Source organism: Salmonella sp. 2020_1395 (genome assembly GCF_043848115.1).
GTDB classification, from domain to species: Bacteria; Pseudomonadota; Gammaproteobacteria; order Enterobacterales; family Enterobacteriaceae; genus Salmonella; species Salmonella enterica.
In genome coordinates this window covers 95998-119492 of record NZ_JBCMFH010000005.1, presented here as the reverse complement: position 1 = coordinate 119492, position 23495 = coordinate 95998, and the positions used below count along the sequence as shown (strand labels likewise).

General features: G+C 51.7%; 23 protein-coding genes and 1 other annotated feature (1 of these 24 running past the window's edge). Of the genes, 11 read left to right on the top strand and 12 right to left on the bottom strand.

What is annotated here, in order from left to right:
- Positions 1-117 (bottom strand) — a sequence feature (Thr leader region); it reaches 4 nt to the left of the window's first position.
- The 3 genes from thrL to yjjY all read right to left on the bottom strand — a co-directional run bounded on the left by thrL (position 53) and on the right by yjjY (position 1558).
- Positions 53-118, bottom strand: coding sequence for a thr operon leader peptide (thrL, locus tag ACH0WD_RS09930; protein WP_001575544.1), 66 nt, complete (start codon positions 116-118; stop codon positions 53-55). Its footprint overlaps the feature before it by 65 nt.
- A 213-nt stretch (positions 119-331) precedes the next feature.
- Positions 332-1018 carry a tRNA/rRNA methyltransferase gene (locus ACH0WD_RS09925; protein ID WP_001266782.1) on the bottom strand — a complete coding sequence of 229 codons (687 nt, stop codon included), beginning with the start codon at positions 1016-1018 and terminating at the stop codon, positions 332-334.
- Positions 1019-1417: 399 nt separating this feature from the next.
- A complete protein-coding gene (yjjY, locus tag ACH0WD_RS09920) occupies positions 1418-1558 on the bottom strand; it encodes a protein YjjY (RefSeq protein ID WP_001541509.1) in 141 nt (46 codons plus the stop codon).
- Positions 1559-1653: 95 nt separating this feature from the next.
- Here yjjY and arcA point away from each other — a divergent pair, with 95 nt between their 5' ends.
- The 8 genes from arcA (at position 1654) to sthE (ending at position 9929) form a co-directional block, all read left to right on the top strand.
- Positions 1654-2370 (top strand): two-component system response regulator ArcA, encoded by a 717-nt coding sequence (gene arcA / locus ACH0WD_RS09915; RefSeq protein ID WP_001194359.1) that lies wholly within the window; start codon positions 1654-1656, stop codon positions 2368-2370.
- Positions 2371-2636: 266 nt separating this feature from the next.
- Positions 2637-2951, top strand: coding sequence for a hypothetical protein (locus tag ACH0WD_RS09910; protein ID WP_000749516.1), 315 nt, complete (start codon positions 2637-2639; stop codon positions 2949-2951).
- A 384-nt stretch (positions 2952-3335) separates the two neighbouring features.
- Positions 3336-4007: a winged helix-turn-helix transcriptional regulator gene (locus tag ACH0WD_RS09905; RefSeq protein ID WP_000811635.1), complete on the top strand. Its 672-nt coding sequence runs from the start codon at positions 3336-3338 to the stop codon at positions 4005-4007.
- A 338-nt stretch (positions 4008-4345) separates the two neighbouring features.
- Positions 4346-4891: a fimbrial protein gene (locus tag ACH0WD_RS09900; RefSeq protein WP_000482232.1), complete on the top strand. Its 546-nt coding sequence runs from the start codon at positions 4346-4348 to the stop codon at positions 4889-4891.
- A 70-nt stretch (positions 4892-4961) separates the two neighbouring features.
- The gene (gene sthA, locus ACH0WD_RS09895) at positions 4962-5645 is read left to right on the top strand and encodes a fimbrial biogenesis chaperone SthA (RefSeq protein ID WP_000680525.1); all 684 of its coding nucleotides are present in this window, start codon (positions 4962-4964) and stop codon (positions 5643-5645) included.
- A 45-nt stretch (positions 5646-5690) separates the two neighbouring features.
- Positions 5691-8228: a fimbrial outer membrane usher protein gene (locus ACH0WD_RS09890; protein ID WP_001160699.1), complete on the top strand. Its 2538-nt coding sequence runs from the start codon at positions 5691-5693 to the stop codon at positions 8226-8228.
- Positions 8229-8245: 17 nt separating this feature from the next.
- Positions 8246-8803 carry a fimbrial protein gene (locus tag ACH0WD_RS09885; RefSeq protein WP_001056992.1) on the top strand — a complete coding sequence of 186 codons (558 nt, stop codon included), beginning with the start codon at positions 8246-8248 and terminating at the stop codon, positions 8801-8803.
- A 40-nt stretch (positions 8804-8843) separates the two neighbouring features.
- The gene (sthE, locus tag ACH0WD_RS09880) at positions 8844-9929 is read left to right on the top strand and encodes a fimbrial major subunit SthE (protein WP_001253776.1); all 1086 of its coding nucleotides are present in this window, start codon (positions 8844-8846) and stop codon (positions 9927-9929) included.
- 57 nt (positions 9930-9986) lie between these two features.
- Here the strand turns inward: sthE and creD are convergent, their stop codons facing one another.
- The 4 genes from creD to creA are packed head-to-tail and all read right to left on the bottom strand — an operon-like array spanning position 9987 to position 13993.
- Positions 9987-11336, bottom strand: coding sequence for a cell envelope integrity protein CreD (creD, locus tag ACH0WD_RS09875; RefSeq protein WP_000920382.1), 1350 nt, complete (start codon positions 11334-11336; stop codon positions 9987-9989).
- Between the two features lie 57 nt (positions 11337-11393).
- Complete coding sequence (creC, locus tag ACH0WD_RS09870; RefSeq protein WP_001219534.1) at positions 11394-12818, bottom strand: two-component system sensor histidine kinase CreC; 1425 nt, start codon at positions 12816-12818, stop codon at positions 11394-11396.
- Positions 12818-13507 (bottom strand): two-component system response regulator CreB, encoded by a 690-nt coding sequence (gene creB / locus ACH0WD_RS09865; protein ID WP_001187046.1) that lies wholly within the window; start codon positions 13505-13507, stop codon positions 12818-12820. The genes creC and creB overlap by 1 nt, the downstream gene beginning before the upstream one ends.
- Before the next feature lie 12 nt (positions 13508-13519).
- The gene (creA, locus tag ACH0WD_RS09860) at positions 13520-13993 is read right to left on the bottom strand and encodes a protein CreA (RefSeq protein WP_000875811.1); all 474 of its coding nucleotides are present in this window, start codon (positions 13991-13993) and stop codon (positions 13520-13522) included.
- A gap of 211 nt (positions 13994-14204) precedes the next feature.
- Between creA and robA the strand changes: the two genes are divergently transcribed.
- Entirely contained in the window at positions 14205-15074 is an 870-nt protein-coding gene (robA, locus tag ACH0WD_RS09855; RefSeq protein ID WP_000371685.1) for an MDR efflux pump AcrAB transcriptional activator RobA, read from the top strand.
- On the opposite strand, the gene gpmB is transcribed toward robA, so the two are convergent.
- Positions 15071-15718 carry a 2,3-diphosphoglycerate-dependent phosphoglycerate mutase GpmB gene (gene gpmB / locus ACH0WD_RS09850; protein ID WP_000942363.1) on the bottom strand — a complete coding sequence of 216 codons (648 nt, stop codon included), beginning with the start codon at positions 15716-15718 and terminating at the stop codon, positions 15071-15073. The two genes, robA and gpmB, sit on opposite strands and share 4 nt — an antisense overlap.
- A gap of 48 nt (positions 15719-15766) precedes the next feature.
- Between gpmB and yjjX the strand changes: the two genes are divergently transcribed.
- On the top strand, positions 15767-16282 hold the full coding sequence (gene yjjX, locus ACH0WD_RS09845) for an inosine/xanthosine triphosphatase (protein ID WP_000554310.1): 516 nt from the start codon (positions 15767-15769) through the stop codon (positions 16280-16282).
- A gap of 101 nt (positions 16283-16383) precedes the next feature.
- On the opposite strand, the gene trpR is transcribed toward yjjX, so the two are convergent.
- Complete coding sequence (gene trpR / locus ACH0WD_RS09840; protein WP_000192005.1) at positions 16384-16710, bottom strand: trp operon repressor; 327 nt, start codon at positions 16708-16710, stop codon at positions 16384-16386.
- Positions 16711-16767: 57 nt separating this feature from the next.
- Entirely contained in the window at positions 16768-18738 is a 1971-nt protein-coding gene (sltY, locus tag ACH0WD_RS09835) for a murein transglycosylase (protein ID WP_217483834.1), read from the bottom strand.
- Between the two features lie 175 nt (positions 18739-18913).
- Between sltY and ettA the strand changes: the two genes are divergently transcribed.
- Positions 18914-20581 carry an energy-dependent translational throttle protein EttA gene (gene ettA, locus ACH0WD_RS09830; RefSeq protein WP_000046770.1) on the top strand — a complete coding sequence of 556 codons (1668 nt, stop codon included), beginning with the start codon at positions 18914-18916 and terminating at the stop codon, positions 20579-20581.
- Between the two features lie 117 nt (positions 20582-20698).
- Here the strand turns inward: ettA and nadR are convergent, their stop codons facing one another.
- Both nadR and radA read right to left on the bottom strand, forming a co-directional pair.
- Complete coding sequence (gene nadR / locus ACH0WD_RS09825) at positions 20699-21931, bottom strand: multifunctional transcriptional regulator/nicotinamide-nucleotide adenylyltransferase/ribosylnicotinamide kinase NadR (RefSeq protein ID WP_000093829.1); 1233 nt, start codon at positions 21929-21931, stop codon at positions 20699-20701.
- 150 nt (positions 21932-22081) lie between these two features.
- A complete protein-coding gene (gene radA / locus ACH0WD_RS09820) occupies positions 22082-23464 on the bottom strand; it encodes a DNA repair protein RadA (protein WP_001029710.1) in 1383 nt (460 codons plus the stop codon).
- Between the last annotated feature and the right edge of the window lie 31 nt (positions 23465-23495).

The following is a 23495-nucleotide window of genomic DNA, read 5'->3' as shown; positions in this document are numbered from 1 at the left end:
AAAAAGCCCGCACTGTTCAGGTGCGGGCTTTTTTCTGTGTTTCCTGTACGCGTCAGCCCGCACCGTTACCTGTGGTAATGGTGATGGTGGTAATGGTGGTGGTGCTGATGCGGTTCATGGATGTTGTGTACTCTGTCATTTTTATTTGTCTGTCTTGTATTCCTATATTGGTTAAAGTATCTGCCCGCCTAAGTCAATAAATTTTTAAATTGATCACATTCCGAAACTTGTTCATGTGCTGCTGGCGATATATTTATTTTCAACCAATTCCCCCTGTTATGATCTCTTGAAACCAGACGTAATCTCTTATTATTTTAAAAATTGCAGCACGTTATTTTGTTAGTTTTTTTTCAATATCATGAACCAAACGGTGCAACATTACCGTATCTCGCTGTCCCAGCAGGCCGATTCGCTGTTGTAGCCAGTCGGTTAATTTGTGGTCATCGGCCGCCTCCAGAGTCGTTAACAGACGTAAAAGGCGCGCGCGTAACGCCTGTAACTGCGATTCATCAGCAATATCAACGGATTCAGTGGTCTGTTGCATTAAACCTGCTAATTGATAGCAATACACCATGACTGCCTGTCCCAGATTGAGCGAAGGGTAATCCGCCACCATCGGCACGCCGGTCAATACATCCGCCAGCGCCAGCTCGTCATTGGTCAAACCGGAATCCTCACGGCCAAAAACCAGCGCAGCATGACGCATCCAGCGTGATTTTTCCTGTAATAAGGGAACCAGTTCAGCGGGCGAAGCGTAGTAATGAAATTTTGCCCGGCTGCGGGCTGTCGTCGCGACGGTAAAATCCACATCGTGGAGCGCGTCGGCAAGGGTGCGGAAAACCTCAATATTATCAATAATATCTCCAGATCCATGTGCGACCCAACGGGTGGCGGGCTCCAGGTGCGCCTGGCTGTCGACAATACGCAGGTCAGTAAATCCCATGGTCTTCATAGCCCGGGCGGCTGCGCCGATATTTTCCGCTCTGGCGGGAGCGACAAGAACGATTGTTACACGCATTTCATTACTCTTTTTGACTAATTTACAGGAAATTAGCTGGCGTTTGTAAGCATATTACGCTTCGCAAATTTACAAAATTTTAACGGATATCACTGAAAAAGCATTTTTGATTTCGTAAAAGACGCTACACTATTGCGTATCTGTACTATTGCTGTTTATGTTAACAGAACATCGTTATCCTGCTGTTTATTTAGGATAATTTAATTTAAAATAGATCCTGTTCTTTGGATTCATCGCATTTATTAGTTGGCTTACGTAACTAGTTGGAATATTGCAAATTTGTGATGAAAGCTAGCATTTAGCTACGATGATTTCATCAAACTGTTAACGTGCTACAATTGAACTTGATATATGTCAACGAAGCGTAGTTTTATTAGGTGTCCGGTACGTCTTAGCCTGTTATGTTGCTGTTAAAATGGTTAGGATGACAGCCGTTTTTGACACTGTCGGGTCCAGAGGGAAAGTACCCACGACCAAGCTAATGATGTTGTTGACGTTGATGGAAAGTGCATCAAGAACGCAATTACGTACTTTAGTCATGTTACGCCGATCATGTTAATTTGCGACATGCATCAGGCAGGTCAGGGACTTTTGTACTTCCTGTTTCGATTTAGTTGGCAATTTAGGTAGCAAACATGCAGACCCCGCACATTCTTATCGTTGAAGACGAGTTGGTAACACGCAACACGTTGAAAAGTATTTTCGAAGCGGAAGGCTATGATGTATTCGAAGCGACAGATGGCGCGGAAATGCATCAGATCCTCTCTGAATATGACATCAACCTGGTGATCATGGATATCAATCTGCCAGGGAAAAACGGTCTCCTGTTAGCGCGTGAACTGCGTGAACAGGCTAACGTTGCGCTGATGTTCCTGACGGGCCGCGATAACGAAGTCGACAAAATTCTCGGCCTCGAAATCGGCGCGGATGATTACATCACCAAACCGTTTAACCCACGCGAATTGACCATCCGTGCCCGCAACCTGCTGTCCCGTACCATGAACCTGGGTACCGTCAGCGAAGAGCGTCGTAGCGTTGAAAGCTACAAGTTCAACGGTTGGGAACTGGATATCAACAGTCGTTCACTGATCGGCCCGGACGGCGAGCAGTATAAACTACCGCGCAGCGAGTTCCGCGCGATGCTTCACTTCTGCGAAAACCCTGGCAAAATTCAGTCACGCGCAGAGCTGTTGAAGAAAATGACCGGGCGCGAGCTGAAGCCGCATGACCGTACTGTTGACGTTACCATTCGTCGTATTCGTAAGCATTTCGAATCCACGCCGGATACGCCGGAAATCATCGCCACCATTCACGGCGAAGGTTATCGCTTCTGCGGCGACCTGCAGGATTAATTCGGCCCAGGCGCCGAACCGTAAAAACAGCCGGTAAGTTATTCTTACTGGCTGTTTCTTATGTCCCCCTTCCGCTAAGCGGCCCCGCTTTCCCTCCTGACCTGCCGTTATGACGTACTCTTTTACATAAAAATTGTCGTATAGCGCTGTTTATCTCAGCTTGCGAAAGTTAAGGTAGTTTGTGTATTTACATTAAAGAGTAATACACGGGATTTGTTGGTCCCCAAAAAATAAGGGGATGCTCACAGGACGTGAGGTTTCACAGGATGAAAAAATCACCATTATGCTGCTACCTGTTTTGTGCAGCGATGTCAGCTTCATCAGCCGCGCTGGCTGCTACCGCGCCGGTCTCCGCAGGCGTTATTCATTTCAAAGGCCAGATTGTCGAATATGGTTGTAATCTTGCGCCTCACGATCGCAATATCGAGGTATCATGTTCGCGGAATAATATCCCCCATTTACAGACAGTCGCCACACCGTCTGGAAACGCTATTTCGTTGATGAATGGAATCGCCACGGTACGGCACGTGTCGTTAAAAGATCATCCGGAGATTCAAAGCCTGATCGTCCAGTACCGCTAACCGCTTATGGCTCCCGCCGGGAGGAGTTCCGGCAGGCGGCGATTTCGCTCAGTAAAACGCCGCCCGCCTGCATTTTGTACTTTTCTCTCATTCGTATCCTCCAACAGCGATGTTCATCGCTTCGCTATCCTGTACGCTCTACGCGCTCGTTAAGCACGGTACCTATGATAGCTGTCATAAAATGATTGCAAATAAAATCATCACATTTACTATGGTTAACCTTACAAACAGCGTTGTCGCTCATGCATTGACAAGGTGAATACATTGACTTAAATATTCTTGTTGGCTATTTTAATTTACTTAATTATAATTTTAAGTGAATATTAAATTTATGTTTACCTTTTAATAGTCAACCACTTTATCAGCCATAATAATGGGGAAGATATGAAGCAGTTAAACGGCGGGAATGTGTATCGTCCCACAGGGAAAGAAAAAAACCTGCAAGCCATTTTAAATATTCATCGGCACGTTATTCAAAACATCTCCCCTGTCACTATTACGGCCGGTAAAACACTGGATATCAAGATTGATAATCAATCCCACATCCTGTTAATCACTAAAGGCGCTATTAAAGTATGTCGGCGTATCGACAGCATTGTAATGGGCTGCGGTGTCTCACCAATGATTTTAGGCCTTGTAGATGCCTATGCTGACTTATACCAGTTAGAAGAGAATTCAGACGTCTTTTTTATCGCCGAAACCACCTGTGAATATTATCCTGTCCCAGTAAAAGATTTTGTGGAAATAGCCGATGAAAAGCATCTCTGGCGTGACATTTCGAACATCCTGATGTACCGCATTGCTTTCATGACTAACCGTGACAGAAACCTTATCGGGCAGGACGCCTATAGCCAGATAAAAGCGCTGTTACTTGAACTGTGGTCGTATCCTGAAAGCTCACGATTTGAGATCAACGCACAGAACTTCATACAGCAGAGAACCGGGCTTTCACGCAGCCGTATCATGCAGGTACTTTCAGAACTAAAAGCGGGGGACTATATAAAAATACTGCATGGAAGACTGTTAGAGCTTCGAAACCTGCCGGTTTCATTTTAAACGGACAAGCGTCGTATATTCTTAAAAATAAAGCAATATAGAGTTAAATAAACCCTCCAGGAAATAATAACTATTATCAAAAAAGAGATCTTGCTCTATAAATCCAGTCATCAACCATACTTCTTTAGTGGTATTTTATTAAACTTTGTTACCGGGTCCGAAACTGGACTGCCGTTCAATATTGCATCAGAATTTTTATTGAGTTCATAGTTGATATACGTAGAATAGCCGCCTGCTTATCTACAGAACAGAAAGAAGCGCATACAGAGTAAAATATAATATTTTATTTTATATGGCTATCTTTATTTTTCAGCGAATAGAATCAGGCAACAATTAATATGTTTAATAAGAAAATTATCATCCTGGCAATGTTAACTGCCGTAGCATCCACACCGGTATTTGCCAAGAACACGATTACGTTCAATGGCAAAATTTACGATCAGGCGTGTACGGTTCAGGTTAATGGCTCCACGGATACCACCATTGATTTGGGTAATTACAGCAAAGAACGCATCGCGGAAAAAGGCGCCACAACCGATTACGTGCCGTTTATCGTAAGCCTGGTTAGCTGCCCGGAAGCAGGGACTGGCGTACCGACCCAGGCCATGTTCCGCTTCCACGGCGCAACAGATGATTCCAACCCAACGTACTTCAAAAACGCGGACGAAGGATCGGAAACGGGCGCCGCGGGTGTCGGTATTTCTATTCAGAACGCTTCACATAGCGATGTGACAGATAACACGGATGATGCCGCAGTGAACCTGCCAACCGACGGCTCGAAAGCAGACTTTACCTATTACGCCGCCATGGCAAACGATGGTTCCGCAACCGTAACCGGTGGAGATGTTAGCACTCAGGTTACGTATACCGTTTCGTATCAGTAAGGAATTCTCATCCTGATGTGGACAGGCAGGATGCCAGTCCATAGCGTAAAACATCTTTACAGAGTAAAAAATGAAACACATAAAGAAATCCGTGTTGGTCGTATTACTGACAAGCCATGTTGCCCATGCCAGCATTGTTGTTGGCGGAACCCGACTGGTTTTCGACGGCAATAATGATGAGTCGTCAATCAATGTAGAGAATAAAGACAGCAAAGCGAATCTTGTTCAGTCATGGTTATCGGTTGCCGATCCCCAGGTCACAAATAAGCAGGCGTTTATTATCACCCCGCCTCTTTTTCGCCTTGATGCCGGGCAAAAGAACAGCATTCGGGTTATTCGCTCTGGCGCCCCTCTACCTACAGATCGGGAATCTATGTACTGGCTCAATATTAAGGGTATTCCTTCTATTGATGATAATGCCTCCGCGAACCGCGTGGAAATCTCCATTAATACCCAAATAAAGCTTATATATCGGCCGCCAGCATTAACAAAATCGACGCCTGATAGCCAGAGCCAACAATTAAAATGGCAGACGGCAGGTGATGTTATTACCGTAAATAACCCCACTCCCTATTATATGAACTTTGCCAGTGTGACGCTTAACAGCCATGAAGTGAAATCAGCGACCTTCGTTCCGCCAAAATCATCAGCGTCATTTAAATTGGGTTCTACTGCCGCCCCTCATGGCACGGTAACGTGGCGATTAATCAGCGATTATGGGATGAGTTTAGAGCCGCATTCCGGTTCATTCTAGCCATTAACGACTTCACTTTACTTTTACCCTTTCAGGACTTTTACTGTGCAATTCTCCAGAGTAGAGCCCCGTTCTCAATTAGCGTTATCGTTTCTGTTTATATGCTGTTCCATAAAACCAGCGTTAGCGCATGATCATTTTAATCCATTATCGTTGGAAAATGATGAACCGGGCGTGGAGAATGTCGATCTATCGGTTTTCGAAAAGGGGGGGCAGGCAGAAGGCACCTATAACGTTGATATTTATATTAATAACACCAATGTTGAAACAAAAAATATTGCCTTTAAAAATAAAAAATCAGCAGATAATAAGCTCTTCCTACAGCCGTGTCTTAGCGTTGAACAACTCAAGCAGTGGGGCGTAAAAACAGAAAACTTCCCCGAGCTTAAAAATGACCCAAACGGGTGTACCGATCTTAGTCTGCTGGCTGGCGCTGTAGCAAAGTTCAATGTCATCGGTAACCGGCTGGATTTAGCGATCCCTCAAATCGCGTTGATCGCCGACCCGCGAGAATTCGTCCCTACCAGCGAATGGGATGAAGGCATTAATGCTTTTTTGCTGAACTACAGTTTTACTGGATCGCAGGATCACGATATTGATGAAAACCGGACGGAAAATAGCGAATACGCCAACCTGCGCCCTGGTATTAACATTGGCGCATGGCGTTTTCGTAACTACTCAACCTGGAATCATGATAGCGATGGGCAAAATAGCTGGGATTCTGCCTACACCTATGTTTCTCGCGATATCGAATTTTTAAAAGGACAGCTGATCGCCGGGGAAAATAACACGCCCGCGGACGTCTTTGACAGTATTTCATTTAAGGGCGTACAGATCTCTTCTGATGACGATATGTTGCCGGACAGTATGAAAGGGTTCGCCCCGGTCATTCGCGGGGTAGCCAAAAGCAGCGCGCAGGTAACCGTTGAACAAAACGGTTATACCATCTACAAAACTAACGTTCCGGCGGGTCCATTCGCCATCAACGATCTTTATCCAACCGGCGGCTCGGGCGACCTGTACGTCACCATCAAAGAATCCGATGGTTCTGAACAGCATTTCATTGTGCCCTACGCCAGCGTTCCGGTATTACAGCGTGAAGGCCACCTGAAATACGACCTGACGGTAGGCCGCACGCGTTCATCAGATACGCATTCCGCGCAACAGAACTTCGCTGAACTGACGGCCTTATACGGATTAGCAGGCGGCATAACCGCCTATGGCGGAATAGAGAGTACGCTGAGCAATGATGTTTATCATGCGGCGCTCATCGGGACAGGTTTAAACCTTGGCGATCTGGGCGCATTGTCTTTAGACGTCACCAACTCATGGTCAAAAATTAAAGCAGGCGATGTGGTTAGCGATACGCTTACCGGACAATCCTGGCGTATTCGTTACAGCAAAGATATTCAGTCAACAGGTACCAATTTCACTGTCGCCGGTTACCGTTATTCGACCAAAGATTACTACGCTCTTGAGGATGTGCTGGATACCTATAGCGATAATAGTCACTATGATCATGTACGTAATCGCACCGACCTGTCGTTATCGCAAGACATTATCTACGGTTCCATTTCACTCACTTTATATAATGAAGATTACTGGAATGACACTCATACCACATCATTAGGTATTGGCTATAACAACACATGGCATAACGTAAGCTATGGCATTAACTATTCTTATACGCTGAACGCCGATAATTCTCAGGATGAAGACGACGATACGGAAGACAGTAATGACCAGCAAATTTCAATCAATATTAGTATTCCGTTAGATGCCTTTATGCCGTCAACGTATGCCACCTACAATATGAACTCCGCGAAAGACGGCGATACCACGCATACTGTCGGTTTAAACGGAACAGCGCTGGCACAGAAAAATCTCTCATGGAGCGTTCAGGAAGGTTATTCCTCTCAAGAGAAAGCCACCAGCGGTAATGTGAGCGCAACCTATAACGGGACGTATGCGGATATTAACGGCGGGTATAGCTACGATAATCATATGCGTCGCCTGAATTATGGCGTTCAGGGCGGCGTACTACTACATCGAAATGGCCTGACACTATCCCAGCCAATGGACGACACCATCATATTGGTTAAAGCCCCTGGCGCAGCGGGTGTCCCCGTGAATAACGAAACGGGCGTGGACACCGATTTTCGCGGGTATGCCGTCGTACCTTATGCTTCGCCTTACCATCGTAATGAAGTGTCTTTAGATACGACTGGCATTAGAAAAAATATTGAGCTCATTGATACCAGTAAAACACTGGTGCCTACCCGTGGCGCGGTGGTCAGGGCTGAATATAAAACCAATATTGGTTACAAGGCATTGATGGTATTAACCCGCATAAACAATCTGCCTGTTCCTTTTGGCGCGACCGTCTCGTCTTTAACAAAACCAGACAATCACAGCAGTTTTGTTGGTGATGCGGGGCAAGCCTGGTTAACCGGACTGGAAAAACAAGGGCGTTTATTAGTGAAGTGGGGGCCAACAGCAGCAGACCAGTGTCAGGTCTCTTATCGTATACCAAGCTCCCCCTCCGCTTCTGGCGTAGAAATCTTACACGAGCAATGCCAGTGATTCTGGTGGGATAAAAGATGAATATGAACAGATTTGCTGCATTAACCGCCCTGTTAACGTTCACGGGTCTGGCATTATGGTCGCCCTCGAGCAGCGCGGCATACAATACCGCAGATGCCGTAGACATTAACGTTACGGGATTAATTTATGCCGATCCGTGTACCGTGACGGTACCTGACACGATCTCTCTTGGGCAATATGCCCGGGCGGATATCGCTGTGGCCGGTGGCAATACCGCCACCATTCCTTTCACCATAAAAATGACGAATTGCCCGGCAACGACCACAAAAGCCGCGATTTCATTTAACGGCGTACCTTATCCCGATCCAAATTATGCTTCTGCAATTTATGCAAACAGCGCGGCCAATCCGGCGCAGGATTTAGGATTACAGCTTTTTAACCTGGACGGCAAAAGTCTGGTCAATCTGGCCAACAACGTCACTTACACGGTGGATATCAACAGTAATACCCATGAAGCCAATTTGCCTGTCGCCGCAAGGATGTATACCCCGCACGGAAAAGTCACGGCAGGGGATTTCACGTCCGTTGTGACGATCACTATCGCATGGCAATAACATCTTTCTATTTCACCTGGTATAAAAGCAGGAATTTTTCATGAGAAGGTTATATCTGGCGCTTATTCTGCTGTTCGCGTATTCCAGTCATGGTTACGCCTCCTGTAAACGTTCCGGTAATGAAGGCGCGATCACTATCACCCCGCCGTCGCAGCTTGTGGTGGATAGCCACGCCTATACCGCAGGCGAAGTGTTGTGGCAATCGGGCTGGGTTTCCACCTCCGAAGTCACAATGGATGGCTGTAGTCGCGATTATAAGGTCGGTTTTTTATATGAACCCGGTAGCGCGCAGTCAAATACATCAGCGACAATCAATGCGAATGACGGGAACAACACGCCGGTATTTAGCACCGGGATTTCCGGCGTGGGCATTGCGATTAAAACCCAAACGAATGCTGGCCCTTACGATAATGTCATGCCAATCGATAATACCTACCATAATGGCGATGGCAATAAAACACACCATGCGATGGCTCCCGCCTACAATGTTGAACTGGTCGCCTTAGGCGGTCCGATCACCTCCGGTACCGCGACATTCCAAAGTCCACTGGCGCGCGTATCTTTTCGCGATAGCGCAACGGAAGACTCCGGCGGCGATGTTCTGACCCATCTGTATTTGGGGAATACGCAATTGATTATGAAAGCGATGGGATGTCGGGTAGAAACACCTGCCATCACCGTGGATTTAGGCAGCGTCAATTTAGGCAGTTTCGCTAACAGTCAAACGGCGGGCACAGGCGAGCAGGATATCTTATTGACCTGCGAACAAGGCACCGCCATTTCCGCATCGTTAAGCGCCCAACCGGCCAGCGGAAACAATCCTGATAATTCAGTCATCCAGTTGAGCAATGCAAGCGCGCCAACCAGCGCAACCGGCGTTGGCGTACAGTTGGGTATTCAGGCGCCGGACGCCGGTTTCTTTACCGACAGTTTGCCAATCAATCAAAAAATTGATCTCTTTACTCACACGATTACCACCAATGCCGATGGCAGCCAGACGGTTAACGGCGGAACCATGAATATGTCGACCACCCTGAAAATTAGCGCGCGCTACTATAAAACCGCCGCCACGGTAACGGCCGGGCAAGCGAATGCCACGGCAACATTAAACCTGACCTATAACTAACGGCATCACAGTTTCTGGCGCTGCGCGGGAAAACGTTAACGCGCGCGCCCGTTAGATTTATTTCCACAAACGTAATTCGTCATCTTTTACTGGCGGTAATGACTTACGTTGCTGACAAGAGAGCGAATACCAGTCCAGATGGCGCGTCAGGAACATCACGCCGCCAAGCGCCAGTAGCAGAACGCCGGTACCCAGAAGCAACGAGCTATCTTCCGAACGCAGCAATCCCCACATCACGCCATCCAGCGCCAATAACGCTAGCGTAAACAGCACGCTATTGCGCCATCCTTTCAGCACCGCCTGCAAATAAACGCTATTCATCAACGCGCCCACCAGGCTGGCGGCGATCCAGGCTGGCGTGAAACCGATATGTTCCGACAGTGCCAGCAACAGCAGGTAGAACATCACCAGCGATAACCCCACCAGCAGATACTGCATCGGGTGTAACCGCTGCCCCGTCAGGGTTTCGAAGACAAAGAAAGCCATAAACGTTAGCGTAATCAACAAAATGGCATATTTCGTCGCTCTGTCCGTCAGTTGATACTGGTCGGCTGGCGTCGATACAGCGACGCTAAACGCCGGTAAGTTGTCCCAATCCACCTTTTGCGCATCAGCAAACTGTTCGCCGAGATTCGTGGCAAACCGGCTGGTTTGCCACTGGGCCTGAAATCCCGAACCGCTGATTGCGCGTTTACCGGGAAGAAAATCCCCCACAAAATTTGGGTGCGGCCAGTTGCTGGTCAGGGTCATTTCACTGCTACGCCCGACGGGAACCAGTGAAAAGCTGCCGGTTCCGCTTAAATTTAGCGACATCGCCAACGTCAGGTTGCGCGTCGCCCACTGACTGTCCGGCAGCGGGATATGAATGCCCTCTCTACTTTCCGGTAAGCCGGTTCCCGGTTCTACAGTGAGCGTTTCACCATTGACCTGCGGCGCTTTTACTGCGCTGATACCGCGCGCATCGCCGACGCCCACGACGATAAAGGGCTTTCCAAGGGTAATGTTCGGTCTGTTCAGCTCATGCAGACGGGCCACATCAAACTCCGCCTTTATCGCCATATCGGTATGCCACACCTGCCCCTGATAAATACCTATTTTTCGCGCTTCAACGTTTTGATTGCCTTCGACCAATAGCGACTCCGGCAGCCAAAAATAGAGATAGCTGCGCTTATACTGGACCTCTTTCTCCTCTTCCAGCACGGTATAGAGCTCTGTCACCGGAACCGCCACCAGCGGGCCGACAACCTTTTGCGGGCCGCTGGTACTCTGACGAATAGCGGCTTCTACATGGCTTCGATAATCAGCACGCTCCACGATGGTGTGCCGTACCATCATCAGGGGAATTAACAGCAGGATCATGGCGCCGCCTAACGTAATCATTTTCCACAACAGGGGGGATTTCAACATAGCGTTCTCCTTTGCAATGCCAGCAGTGTAAGAACGCGATGTGGGGAGAATTTGAAGTTATGTGAAGTGACGGTGAAGTGTCAACGAGGCCAGCACGCCGCCTTCGGGGCGGTTGCACAACGTCACCTCACCGTTGAGGAGCCGCGCCGCCTCGCTGACAAACGCCAGCCCAAGCCCGCTGCTTTTACGTCCGTTTTCACGGGGCAACGAATAGAATCGGTCGAAAATGCGCGGCAGCGCAAAATCAGGAATACCACAGCCGGAATCCGTCACCTGCAGGATCGCTTTCTCCCCCATCGGCTGAGCGCTTAATGTGATAACGCCATTTTCAGGCGTAAAGTCGATAGCATTGTCCAACACATTGCCCAGCGCCTGCGCCAGAAGCTCCGCGTCGGCGACGACAACCAGCGAGGAAGGCCGTAGAGTAAGGGTGATATTTTTTGCCGCCAACTGAATACTGCGCGCCTCGCTAAGCTGCGTAAATAGTTCATCAACAGCAACCGGCGCGAGAGGGATATCCTGTCGGTTTTCCAGCCGCGCCTGGCGCAGCAGGGTTTCTACCAGCGCCTGCATTCGCGTATTTTGCGCCAGTATATTCTCTGTAAAGCGGGTAACCACATCCGCGGGCGGTCCTTCACGCAGAATCTCCGCCGCGCCGCGTATCGCCGCCAGTGGACTTTTCAGCTCATGAGTCAACGCATACACGTACTGCTCAATCTCATTCTTGCCTTCCAGCTTAATGCGCATACTCTCCAGCGCCTGCGCCAGTTTACGCAGCTCGCTGCTGCCTAATGCAGGTAACGCAAGCGGGCGGTTTTCGGTGACAGAATCCGCATAGCGCGTCAACCGGGCGATGGAGCGGTTAATCCACCAGACCATCCCCGCGCCAATTGCCAGCGCAATTCCCAGTAAAACGGCGCTGGCCCACAGAATGCGCCGTTCGCTGCGCTTAATCACCGGCGCCATTGCCGCATTCGGTTTACCGACAGACAGGACGCCGATAATCCGTCCATCGCTGATTATCGGCGCGGCTACGTACATCACGGTACTATTGGGATCGGCAGAATCTTTTGCCGTGCTGCGGGCGCCATACTGTCCGCGCAGCGTAAGCCAGACGTCATTCCAGCGAGAATAATCCTGCCCCACCGCTTTGTTTTCCGAATCAAACAACACCTTCCCCTGCGCATCCGTCATGTAGACATGGTATTCATTGCGCACTTTGACGATCCCGCTGATATTGGCGCGAAACGGGCGATGTTGCAGTTGGGCGAATGCTTTCGCCAACTGGCCGTCAGTCGGGTTGCCGGAAAGGAGATCGTCGCGGGCCAGCGCCGCCAGCAGCGTCGCGGTGTCAATCAGCGTCCCTTCCGTCGCGCGGCGGACGCCCGGCTTTATCTCCTGAACGAAGATAGACAGCACAAACACGGCGGCGACGGCGACAATAAGAAAGTAGCCCAGCAGCAAACGCATTCCGATGCGCATCAGACGCTCCTCAGGCTGTATCCCATTCCACGATGCGTGTTAATTGGCGAGAGATCCGGGTTGATCGCGCGTAGCTTAGCGCGCAGGGTTTTGATGTGTGTATCGACCGTCCGATCGAAGGTCTCCTGGGCATCAGACCAGACAATATCCATCAATTGCTGGCGCGAGTACACGCGCTCCGGCGACAGCAGCAGGGTTTTAAGGAGCAGAAACTCATAACGCGTCAGCGAGAGCGGCGTACCAAACCAGGCGATCTGCGCCGCCGGTTCATTGAGTTCAAAATGTCCGGTACGCACCACCGGCGACGGCGCAGCAAACTTTTTCACCCGGCGCAGCAGCGTGCGCACGCGGGCGCTCACTTCGCGCGGCGAGAACGGCTTGGCGACATAATCATCTGCGCCGATCTCCAGCCCAAGCAATCGATCCACTTCATCGCTACGGGCAGTCAGGAAAAGAATCGGCAGCGCAGGATGGCGTTCCAGCAGCTGCCGACACAGCTCAAAGCCGCTGATATCCGGCAGTCCCACATCGAGAATCACCGCATCTGGCCGTTGCTGACGCGCTTTTTCCAGCGCGGGCAGCCCGCGAGCGAATAGCTCAACGGTAAACCCTTCCAGTTGCAGGGTGTAGATGAGCGTATCGGCGATTCCCTGTTCATCCTCGACTAACCAGACCTGCGGTTGCTGCATACTCTTTCCCTGTTATTGTCGCCACGGCATGACCGGCACCGCGCTGATGGCGTTCTTCGGCGACCCGTCGACCACTTTGTCGGAATAGGCCAGATACGCCAGCGTGTTGCGTTTCTCATCATAGAAACGCACGACCTGCAATGACTTAAATATCAATGAGGTGCGTTTTTTGAAAACCACCTCTCCCTGCGCCTTGCCGTTCTTAATTTTGTCGCTCAGTTCAATAGGCCCGACCTGCTGGCAAGAGATGGCGGCGTCAGACGTATCTTCCGCCAGCCCCAATCCACCTTTTATGCCGCCCGTTTTCGCCCGGCTAACATAGCACGTCACGTTTTTGACATCAGGATCGTCAAAAGCTTCCACCACGATTTTATGGTCAGGACCGAACATTTTAAATACCGTATCGACTGAACCAATTTGTTCCGCGCGGGCGCTCTGCCCCAGCAGCAACAAAATTGAGAAAAGTACTAAGCTCTTGTATTTCATATTGTTACCATTCATAAAAGTTACATTGCGTAATTATTAGACATTCTAAAATAAAATGGTTATAGATCACAGGATTAGAATAATTACCTGTCACGTTGCCTAAAAAAAGCATTTAAGCTCAAAAAAAACACTGAATGCTAAAAGAACAAAAAATGCTATTATCCTCTTACCTGATATCGGGTGCTCGTTGTTGAAAGGATGGGGATATTTTATGGATCAGGCTGGCATAATTCGCGACCTGTTAATCTGGCTGGAAGGTCATCTGGATCAGCCGCTGTCACTTGACAATGTGGCGGCAAAAGCAGGCTATTCCAAGTGGCACCTGCAGAGAATGTTTAAGGACGTGACGGGCCACGCCATTGGCGCTTACATCCGCGCCCGTCGTTTATCGAAATCAGCAGTGGCGCTGCGTTTGACCGCGCGTCCAATTCTGGATATTGCTCTTCAGTACCGCTTCGATTCTCAGCAAACCTTTACGCGCGCCTTTAAGAAACAGTTTTCCCAGACGCCAGCGCTGTATCGTCGCTCCTCGGAATGGAGCGCCTTTGGCATTCGCCCGCCATTACGGCTGGGCGAGTTTACCGTGCCGGAACATCAGTTCGTTACGCTGGAAGATACGCCGCTCCTTGGCGTCACGCAGAGCTATTCCTGCTCGCTGGAACAGATTTCCGACTTCCGCCACGAAATGCGCGTGCAATTCTGGCATGATTTCCTCGGTCATTCGCCAACTATTCCGCCAGTGCTTTATGGGCTTAATGAAACGCGCCCCAGCATGGAGAAAGACGATGAGCAGGAAGTATTCTATACCACCGCACTGCCGCAAGAGCAGGCCGATGGCTATGTTCAGTCGGCGCATCCTGTGCTGTTGCAGGGCGGTGAATACGTCATGTTCACCTATGAAGGGTTAGGAACCGGCGTGCAGGATTTTATCCTGACCGTTTACGGCACCTGTATGCCAATGCTGAATCTGACCCGTCGTAAAGGACAGGATATAGAGCGATACTACCCGTCAGAAGATACCAAAACCGGCGATCGCCCTATCAACCTGCGCTGCGAATTTCTGATCCCGATTCGCCGTTAACGCTGTAGCTCATCCAATGCAGGGGCGTCCAGATGCGAAACGTCCCCTGCGGTTTCTACCACCCACCCAGACGCCAGCCACTGACTTTCCTGGTAATCGATGCGGGAAATAGAGCAGTTGCGCAAACGTAACCGGCGTTCCGCCCAGGCGGGTAGTCCCAGTATAGTACTGACCAGACAGCCCAACGCGATACCGTGACTGACCAATAAAGGTCGGCTGCCCTGCGGTAGCTCCAGACAGGACGCCAGCGCGGCATGAACGCGATCGCTCAACTCCTGCATCGATTCCCCACCGGGAATGCGGCCATCCTGCGTGCCGTTGACCAGCTGACGACGCCAGCCCTCTTCTTCTTCCGTCAGCGAATCGATCTGGCGCTTTTCCAGCACGCCCATATCCAGCTCGCGCAGGCGGGAGTCAAAGGTGATATCACACCCGCACGCCTGGGCGATAATCTCCGCCGTGCGTTTTGTGCGGCCTAAATCGCTGCTGATGATATGGGTGATGCCGAGGCTGCGGGCGCGTTCTCCTACCTGCATGGCCTGCTGCTCGCCTTTTGCTGTCAGGGGACTGTCCGATTGGCCCTGAATACGTCGCTCGGCGTTCCACTGCGTTTCACCGTGGCGAACAAGGTATACCTGTAACATGTTTTTTTTCCGTTATACTGCGATAAATTTTTAAAACTGAGCTTAATTATGCACCAGGTTATCTCTGCGACCACCAATCCTGCCAAAATTCAGGCAATTCTACAGGCATTTGAAGAGATTTTCGGCGAAGGATCGTGCCATATTACGCCCGTCGCCGTCGAGAGCGGCGTACCGGAGCAGCCCTTCGGAAGCGAGGAAACGCGTGCTGGCGCACGAAATCGCGTGGATAATGCGCGACGCCTGCATCCACAAGCTGATTTCTGGGTAGCCATTGAAGCCGGAATTGACGATGACGCCACCTTCAGTTGGGTGGTGATTGATAACGGCGTTCAGCGCGGTGAAGCGCGATCGGCCACGCTGCCGCTGCCCGCCGTCATTCTCGACAGAGTCCGCCAGGGAGAAGCGCTTGGCCCGGTGATGTCCCACTATACCGGTATTGACGAGATTGGTCGCAAAGAGGGCGCCATTGGCGTATTTACCGCCGGAAAATTAACGCGCTCCAGCGTTTACTACCAGGCGGTGATCCTGGCGTTAAGCCCGTTTCATAACGCGGTGTATCGATAATTATTTGCGCTATGTTGTAGGCCTGATAAGCACAGCGCCATCAGGAATTTCGCGGCGATGTTGCCAGATGGCCGCTTCGCCTTATCCGGCCTACGAGCAAATCAGGCGCTTTTCAGCAGTATCTGCTCAAGCCAATGACGCAGTTCAACCGGCGCGGATTTCAGGCTGTTTGACCCGCGCGTGATGGTGGCGATGCCCGCCCCCAGCTCGGTTTTCAACTCGCGCTGGCTCATTTCGCCACGCAGCAACTCCTCAATAATGCGCACGCGCGTTCCCAGCGCTTCACGCTCGTCCGGCGTAAGCATCAGTTGTAATAAAGGCAGATGCAGATCCTCTGCATATGCCTGACGGAGTAACTCCACAAAACGAAGCCACTCCTGATTACGTTGTTCGGCGATAGCCGATGAATAAGGGGAATGCTGGGTCATGTTATACCGCCGTTTGTACTGTTACACGAGTACAAATGATAACATAACCCGTCTGCATTAATACCGTCGCTGCCACTCAGAGTCGCTCATTAAGGCCTCTTTCTGCCCCATAAAGTGGCGATAGTAAACGTCATAGGCCAGAACGTTTTTCACGTAGCCGCGCGTTTCCGAAAAGGGAATGCTTTCGACAAACGCTACGGCATCGATACGCCCGGCGCTATTGCCAAGCCAGGTGCGCACGCGCCCCGGCCCGGCGTTATACGCCGCCGAGGCGAAAATACGGTTATTGCCAAACTGCTGATAGACATACTGCAAATAGCTGGTGCCAATGTTGATGTTGGTCTCCGGCTCCAGCAGTTGGCCGGGGCCGCGGTAGTCCGGAATCGAAAACATTTTCACCGTATGGGTGGCCGTTCCCGGCATAATCTGCATTAAGCCGCTGGCCCCTACCGGCGATTTTACTTTCGGGTTCCAGGCGCTCTCCTGGCGGGCAATCGCCATGGCATAGCTTTGTGAGATATCTTTTCCGCGGGTATAGCGGGTAAAAAGATCGTTATACGCCAGCGGGAAACGCTCCTCCAGATGATCCCACAGTTTTCCGGCGATCGTCGCCTGTACGCTCAGATCCCACCAGTGCTGGTTAAACGCATAGCGCGCCAGCTGCGCCTGTTCAGATTTACTACGGCTTTTTACCAGATTCGCCCATTCGCTGCGCGCCGTGTTATCCAGGTTCCAGTACATCAGCTCCCGTACACGCGCCATCTCAGGCCCCTGCGTCAACGCGCTGTTTACGTTGGCGGGCGCTTTATCGATTTTAAGCGTGTACTCTTCGCCTAAACGCTGCGCCGCGACCATCGGATAAAAACCGCGCTTCTGCATTAAAGCATGAAGGATCTCTTTCGCTTCGGCGTCACGACCGCGCTCCAGCAATAAATCCGCCTGCCAGTAACGCCACTCGTCTTTCTCTTTCGCCTCCATTGGCAGGCGGGCAAGCCAGGTATTGAGACCGCGACGATCGCCCATCCCCAGCGCCATACGCACGCGCCGTTCGATAAGCGACGTCGATTGCGAGCGCATAATCGCGTCATCGCGCCATTTCGCTTGCGCATCGGTCACATCGTTGCCCATCAGTCGCCAGGCAACGATATCGCGCAGCGCCTGCGTTTGTTCCTCATTAAGTTTCTGCGCCTGTACCAGCGAGGGGATCATCAGACGCGCATTTTCCGCGTCCTGGCGGGCGACGCTGGCAAACGCGACTTCCGCCATCTGGCGGGTAAAATCGGTGGCGCCGGTGGTGCGTGCGAAGGTCAACACGTTATTAGGGTCATTAGCCAGGGTAATGATCGCTGAGGCGATCGTTTGATATTCCGCCGGCATCTGTCCGGCCAGCACCGTAACCAACCCCGTATTCCCGGCTTTCATCGCCAGCCGAATACGTTCCAGATACGCCAGCGGGTCTTGCTTGCCGGAGGCCCGCCAAACGCTGAAAAGTTTATCGCAGGCATTCGGCTGACTTTTGCCGGTCAGCCAAAGGTCTTTCGCGCCCTGCCAGGCCGCTTCCGTTTGCCCGGTACTCCATTTCGCGTAGTAATAGTTACATTGCGCTTCCGTGGTGCCGGGTTTCTCCGGGCTAAACGCCAGCAAGCCGCGCCAGTCTTCACGACGCGCCAGCTCATTGACGAAGCGTGATTGCAGCGTACGCGCAGGCGGAAGCGTAGGATTGGCGCGCACAAACTGCGTGACAGCAATCGCCGGTTGGTTCATCAAATCGTCGGTGATCTTACGGTATTCCAGATACGGGTAGAGCGGATAATCTTTCAGACCCGGCATCATCTGCTCTACCACATCCATCTGGCGGTTGTCCCAGGCCTGCTTAATCTGCGCATAGCGGTTACGCTGCTCTTCCAGTGAGTCGGCCCGCGCGAGGTGACAAAAGGTCAGCAGGCATACGCTGGCGGCGACGAGACGCCAGACAAATGGTTTGGCTCTATCCACAAGCACTTCCTCAATTGTTATCCAATGCAGCATCATGCCGCGTAATGAATTTATGCTAACCAGTCATAGCCATTTGCGCCACGTTACGGACACTTTTTTACTTTTATTGCGAGTGCGATCTGCTGGCTGGGCTTAGGCAGGGAAAAAGGCTACACTTCGCCTTTGAAATCTATTCACCATCACGATAAACATAGAGGCGAAGTCCAACGTGGCTCAATTCGTTTATACCATGCATCGTGTCGGCAAAGTGGTTCCGCCGAAACGTCATATTCTGAAAAACATCTCGCTGAGCTTCTTCCCTGGCGCCAAAATCGGCGTGCTGGGCCTTAACGGCGCCGGTAAGTCTACCCTGCTGCGCATCATGGCGGGTCTCGATAAAGATATCGAGGGCGAAGCGCGCCCACAGCCCGGCATTAAGATTGGCTACCTGCCGCAGGAACCTCAGCTAAACCCGGAACACACGGTACGCGAGTCGATTGAAGAGGCCGTTTCGGAAGTGGTTAACGCCCTCAAACGTCTGGATGAAGTGTACGCGCTGTACGCCGATCCGGATGCCGACTTCGACAAGCTGGCCGCAGAGCAAGGCCGGCTTGAAGAGATTATCCAGGCGCACGACGGTCATAATCTGAACGTGCAGCTTGAGCGCGCAGCTGACGCCCTGCGTCTGCCGGACTGGGATGCCAAAGTCGAAAAACTGTCCGGCGGCGAGCGCCGCCGCGTGGCGCTGTGCCGTCTGTTGCTGGAAAAGCCGGACATGCTGCTGCTCGACGAACCCACCAACCACCTGGATGCCGAATCTGTTGCGTGGCTGGAACGTTTCCTGCACGACTTCGAAGGCACCGTCGTGGCGATTACCCACGACCGTTACTTCCTCGATAACGTTGCCGGTTGGATTCTGGAACTTGACCGCGGCGAAGGTATTCCGTGGGAAGGCAACTACTCCTCCTGGCTGGAGCAGAAAGATCAGCGTCTGGCGCAGGAAGCGTCTGCCGAAGCGGCGCGCCGTAAATCCATTGAGAAAGAGCTGGAGTGGGTGCGTCAGGGCGCGAAAGGCCGTCAGTCGAAAGGTAAGGCGCGTCTGGCTCGCTTTGAAGAACTGAACAGCGTTGAGTATCAGAAACGTAACGAAACCAACGAACTGTTTATTCCACCAGGACCGCGTCTGGGCGACAAAGTCATTGAAGTCAGCAACCTGCGTAAATCCTACGGCGACCGCGTACTGATCGACGACCTGAGCTTCTCGGTGCCGAAAGGCGCTATCGTCGGGATCATCGGGCCAAACGGCGCGGGTAAATCGACCCTGTTCCGCATGATGTCCGGTCAGGAGCAGCCTGATAGCGGCACCATTACGCTGGGTGAAACCGTCAAGCTGGCCTCGGTCGATCAGTTCCGCGACGCGATGGACAACAGCAAAACCGTCTGGGAAGAAGTGTCCGGCGGGCTGGATATCATGAAGATCGGCAACACTGAAATGCCAAGCCGCGCCTATGTAGGCCGCTTTAACTTCAAAGGCGTCGATCAGGGCAAACGCGTTGGCGAACTGTCCGGCGGTGAGCGCGGTCGTTTGCATCTGGCGAAGCTGCTGCAGGTGGGCGGCAACGTCCTGCTGCTCGACGAACCGACGAACGACCTGGATATCGAAACCCTGCGCGCGCTGGAAAACGCCCTGCTGGAGTTCCCTGGCTGCGCGATGGTTATCTCGCACGACCGTTGGTTCCTTGACCGTATCGCCACCCACATTCTGGATTATCAGGATGAAGGTAAGGTGGAATTCTTCGAAGGCAACTTTACCGAATACGAAGAGTACAAGAAACGCACGCTGGGCGCCGAGGCGCTGGAGCCGAAGCGTATCAAGTACAAGCGTATTGCCAAATAAATGTCTGAATGCCGGGTGGCGCTTGCGCTTACCCGGCCTACAAACCCAGCGATTCCAGTACGTTGTGAAACTGTAGGCCTGATAAGACGCGGTAAGCGTCGCATCAGGCATTGGTTCTTATCCCTGCTCGCCCATCATCTCTTTCACCAGTTCCACACAGCGCAAAAAGCGGCCATCGTAATCAGCCTCTTTAACGTGAACGAACTCAATGTTGTTCTCTTTCAGCATCTCGACCAGCAGGTTCTGGAACGCTTTGCGATCCACTGAACTGCCCAGGCTTCGCAGCCCGTCAGCTACCCACGGCGTATTATTCTCCAGCAAAATCACCAGGTCGAAGCGATACTCGTCGATCAGCGCCTGGACAAAGGGATGCTCGCGCCCTTCGTATTTTTTGCAAAATGCCTGGGTGGTGACGAAATCGGTATCGATAAACGCCACTTTATTCGCATATTTCACTGCAAAATCAATATATTGCGCATGACCCAGCGCGATTTTATCGTAGTCGGAATACTGTAACGCCATCTCATCGCCGCCCAGATGCGAAAAGACATAGTCGCGGCCATATTCCCAGGCGCTGGTGGTATTAAAAATATTGGCGAGCTTATTGACCAGCGTAGACTTGCCGCTTGATTCCCCGCCCAGAATCGCGACGGTACGCACGAAAAACGGCTTCACTTCGGTAGGAATATATTCCCAGTAACGAAACGGATTTTCGCGGATTTGCGCCCCACTGATATTCATAAACGTGCGTTCAGGATCGACCAGCACCGTCTCAATCCCTAAATGCTCAAGATACTGCGGCGCATCAGCCTCTTCGGAAGTGTAGATCCAGCTCGGCTGTATTCCCTTCTCTGCCATAAACGCTTTAATGCCGTTGCTCCAGACGTCCCAGCCATGCGGATAAGGCTCCATCCCCTCTTCATTAAAGGCGTGGATGCGAATATTTTTTTGGTATTTGAAGGTTTGCAATAACCAGCGCAGGCGATCCGACACGGTGGGCTGCTGCGACATGGCGCTATCCTCAAACAGCCCGCGGTCGCGCGTATCGTCATATCCCATAATGATGTGCAACTCATCCACCTGGCTACAGGCGCGCTGGATCAAGTAGATGTGTCCGGTATGCAATGGATAAAATTTACCGAACACCACGCCAATGTTTTTCTGTCGGCGGGGAAACTCCAGCCCGAGAAAACGGTGTAGCGCCTCCAGTTTTTGCGCGCTGGGGCTTTTGATTTTGGCGTTAAGTAACTGACTCAGATACCCCTTGGTCATACCGCTGGCGTCAGCCACCTGTTGCAGAGTGCAACCTTGCTGCTTAATCGCGGTTTTGAGATAGTCGAACGATGACACAAGAGCCTCCTGCTGGAAAAATCGCATAACACTGCCTGACGGCGCTTCGCTTATCAGGCCTACAACATCAATCCGTATCAATCCGTAGGCCGGATAAGACGCATTGCATCGCCATCCGGCAAATTATACAACATCACTACATACAGAGAATTATAAGTCGTCAAACACGCTTAACGCATCTGCGAGCTTTTTAACACCGAACACCTGCATTCCTTCCGGCGGCTTTTTCGGTACGTTGGCGGCAGGCACAATCGCCCGACGAAAACCGTGTTTCGCCGCCTCGGAAATACGCTCCTGCCCGCTCGGCACCGGACGAATCTCTCCTGCCAGCCCCACTTCGCCAAACACCACCAGATCCTGAGGCAACGGCCTGTCACGCAGGCTGGAGACCATCGCCAGCAGTAAAGCCAGATCCGCGCTGGTTTCGGTGACTTTCACGCCGCCGACCACGTTGACGAAGACGTCCTGATCCGACATTTGCAGACCGCCGTGTCGGTGCAGCACCGCCAGCAGGATTGCCAGACGGTTTTGTTCCAGACCGACCGCCACGCGTCTGGGGTTCGCCATCATCGAGTGATCGACCAGCGCCTGAATCTCCACCAGCAACGGTCGCGTGCCTTCCCAGACGACCATCACTGAACTGCCGGAAGTGACCTCATCGCCACGGCTTAAAAAGATGGCGGACGGATTGCTCACTTCGCGCAACCCCTGTTCGGTCATGGCGAAAACGCCCAGCTCATTGACTGCGCCAAAGCGGTTTTTGTGGCTGCGCAGCGTGCGAAAACGAGAATCGGCGTCGCCGTCGAGCAATACTGAGCAATCGATACAGTGTTCCAGCACTTTCGGCCCCGCCAGCGACCCGTCTTTGGTGACGTGGCCGACCATCACGATCGCCACGCCGCGCGTTTTGGCGAAGCGCGTCAGGTAGGCTGCCGTTTCGCGGACCTGGGCGACGCTGCCTGGCGACGACTGAATGTCCGCCATATGCATCACCTGTATGGAGTCGATCACCATCAGTTTCGGCTGTTCTTCTTCCGCTATCAGGCAGATCTGCTCGATGCTGGTTTCGGAGAGCATATTCAGATTAGCGGTCGGCAGGCCGAGACGGTGCGCGCGCATCGCCACCTGCTGTAGCGATTCTTCGCCGGTGACGTACAGCGTTTTCATCTGCTCGGCGAGCTTGCACAGCGTTTGCAGCAGCAACGTTGATTTGCCCGCGCCGGGGTTACCGCCAATCAAAATGGCGCTGCCGGGTACCACCCCGCCGCCCAGCACGCGGTCAAACTCTTTAAAACCGGTAGAAAAGCGCGGCAGTTCCTCAAGACTGATGTCAGACAGTTTCTGCACTTTTGATACGCCCGCACTGCCGGCGTATCCGCTCAGACGTTCGTTACGCGCCACCGTCGGCGACGCGGCAAGGCGCACCTCGGTAATGGTGTTCCAGGCATGGCAGGCGCTGCATTGCCCCTGCCAGCGCGGGTAATCGGCCCCGCATTCATTACAAACAAAGGCGCGTTTGGGAGCTTTTGCCACGTTTTACCTCTTTCGTTAACGCTGTTGCCGG

What these genes read in the sequence shown, in the direction of transcription:
- ACH0WD_RS09925 (WP_001266782.1), bottom strand. Translation starts at nt 1,018, where the DNA reads ATGCGTGTAACAATCGTTCTTGTCGCTCCCGCCAGAGCGGAAAATATC.
- yjjY (WP_001541509.1), bottom strand. Translation starts at nt 1,558, where the DNA reads ATGACTAAAGTACGTAATTGCGTTCTTGATGCACTTTCCATCAACGTC.
- arcA (WP_001194359.1), top strand. Translation starts at nt 1,654, where the DNA reads ATGCAGACCCCGCACATTCTTATCGTTGAAGACGAGTTGGTAACACGC.
- ACH0WD_RS09910 (WP_000749516.1), top strand. Translation starts at nt 2,637, where the DNA reads ATGAAAAAATCACCATTATGCTGCTACCTGTTTTGTGCAGCGATGTCA.
- ACH0WD_RS09905 (WP_000811635.1), top strand. Translation starts at nt 3,336, where the DNA reads ATGAAGCAGTTAAACGGCGGGAATGTGTATCGTCCCACAGGGAAAGAA.
- ACH0WD_RS09900 (WP_000482232.1), top strand. Translation starts at nt 4,346, where the DNA reads ATGTTTAATAAGAAAATTATCATCCTGGCAATGTTAACTGCCGTAGCA.
- sthA (WP_000680525.1), top strand. Translation starts at nt 4,962, where the DNA reads ATGAAACACATAAAGAAATCCGTGTTGGTCGTATTACTGACAAGCCAT.
- ACH0WD_RS09885 (WP_001056992.1), top strand. Translation starts at nt 8,246, where the DNA reads ATGAATATGAACAGATTTGCTGCATTAACCGCCCTGTTAACGTTCACG.
- sthE (WP_001253776.1), top strand. Translation starts at nt 8,844, where the DNA reads ATGAGAAGGTTATATCTGGCGCTTATTCTGCTGTTCGCGTATTCCAGT.
- creD (WP_000920382.1), bottom strand. Translation starts at nt 11,336, where the DNA reads ATGTTGAAATCCCCCCTGTTGTGGAAAATGATTACGTTAGGCGGCGCC.
- creC (WP_001219534.1), bottom strand. Translation starts at nt 12,818, where the DNA reads ATGCGCATCGGAATGCGTTTGCTGCTGGGCTACTTTCTTATTGTCGCC.
- creB (WP_001187046.1), bottom strand. Translation starts at nt 13,507, where the DNA reads ATGCAGCAACCGCAGGTCTGGTTAGTCGAGGATGAACAGGGAATCGCC.
- creA (WP_000875811.1), bottom strand. Translation starts at nt 13,993, where the DNA reads ATGAAATACAAGAGCTTAGTACTTTTCTCAATTTTGTTGCTGCTGGGG.
- robA (WP_000371685.1), top strand. Translation starts at nt 14,205, where the DNA reads ATGGATCAGGCTGGCATAATTCGCGACCTGTTAATCTGGCTGGAAGGT.
- gpmB (WP_000942363.1), bottom strand. Translation starts at nt 15,718, where the DNA reads ATGTTACAGGTATACCTTGTTCGCCACGGTGAAACGCAGTGGAACGCC.
- yjjX (WP_000554310.1), top strand. Translation starts at nt 15,767, where the DNA reads ATGCACCAGGTTATCTCTGCGACCACCAATCCTGCCAAAATTCAGGCA.
- trpR (WP_000192005.1), bottom strand. Translation starts at nt 16,710, where the DNA reads ATGACCCAGCATTCCCCTTATTCATCGGCTATCGCCGAACAACGTAAT.
- sltY (WP_217483834.1), bottom strand. Translation starts at nt 18,738, where the DNA reads ATGCTGCATTGGATAACAATTGAGGAAGTGCTTGTGGATAGAGCCAAA.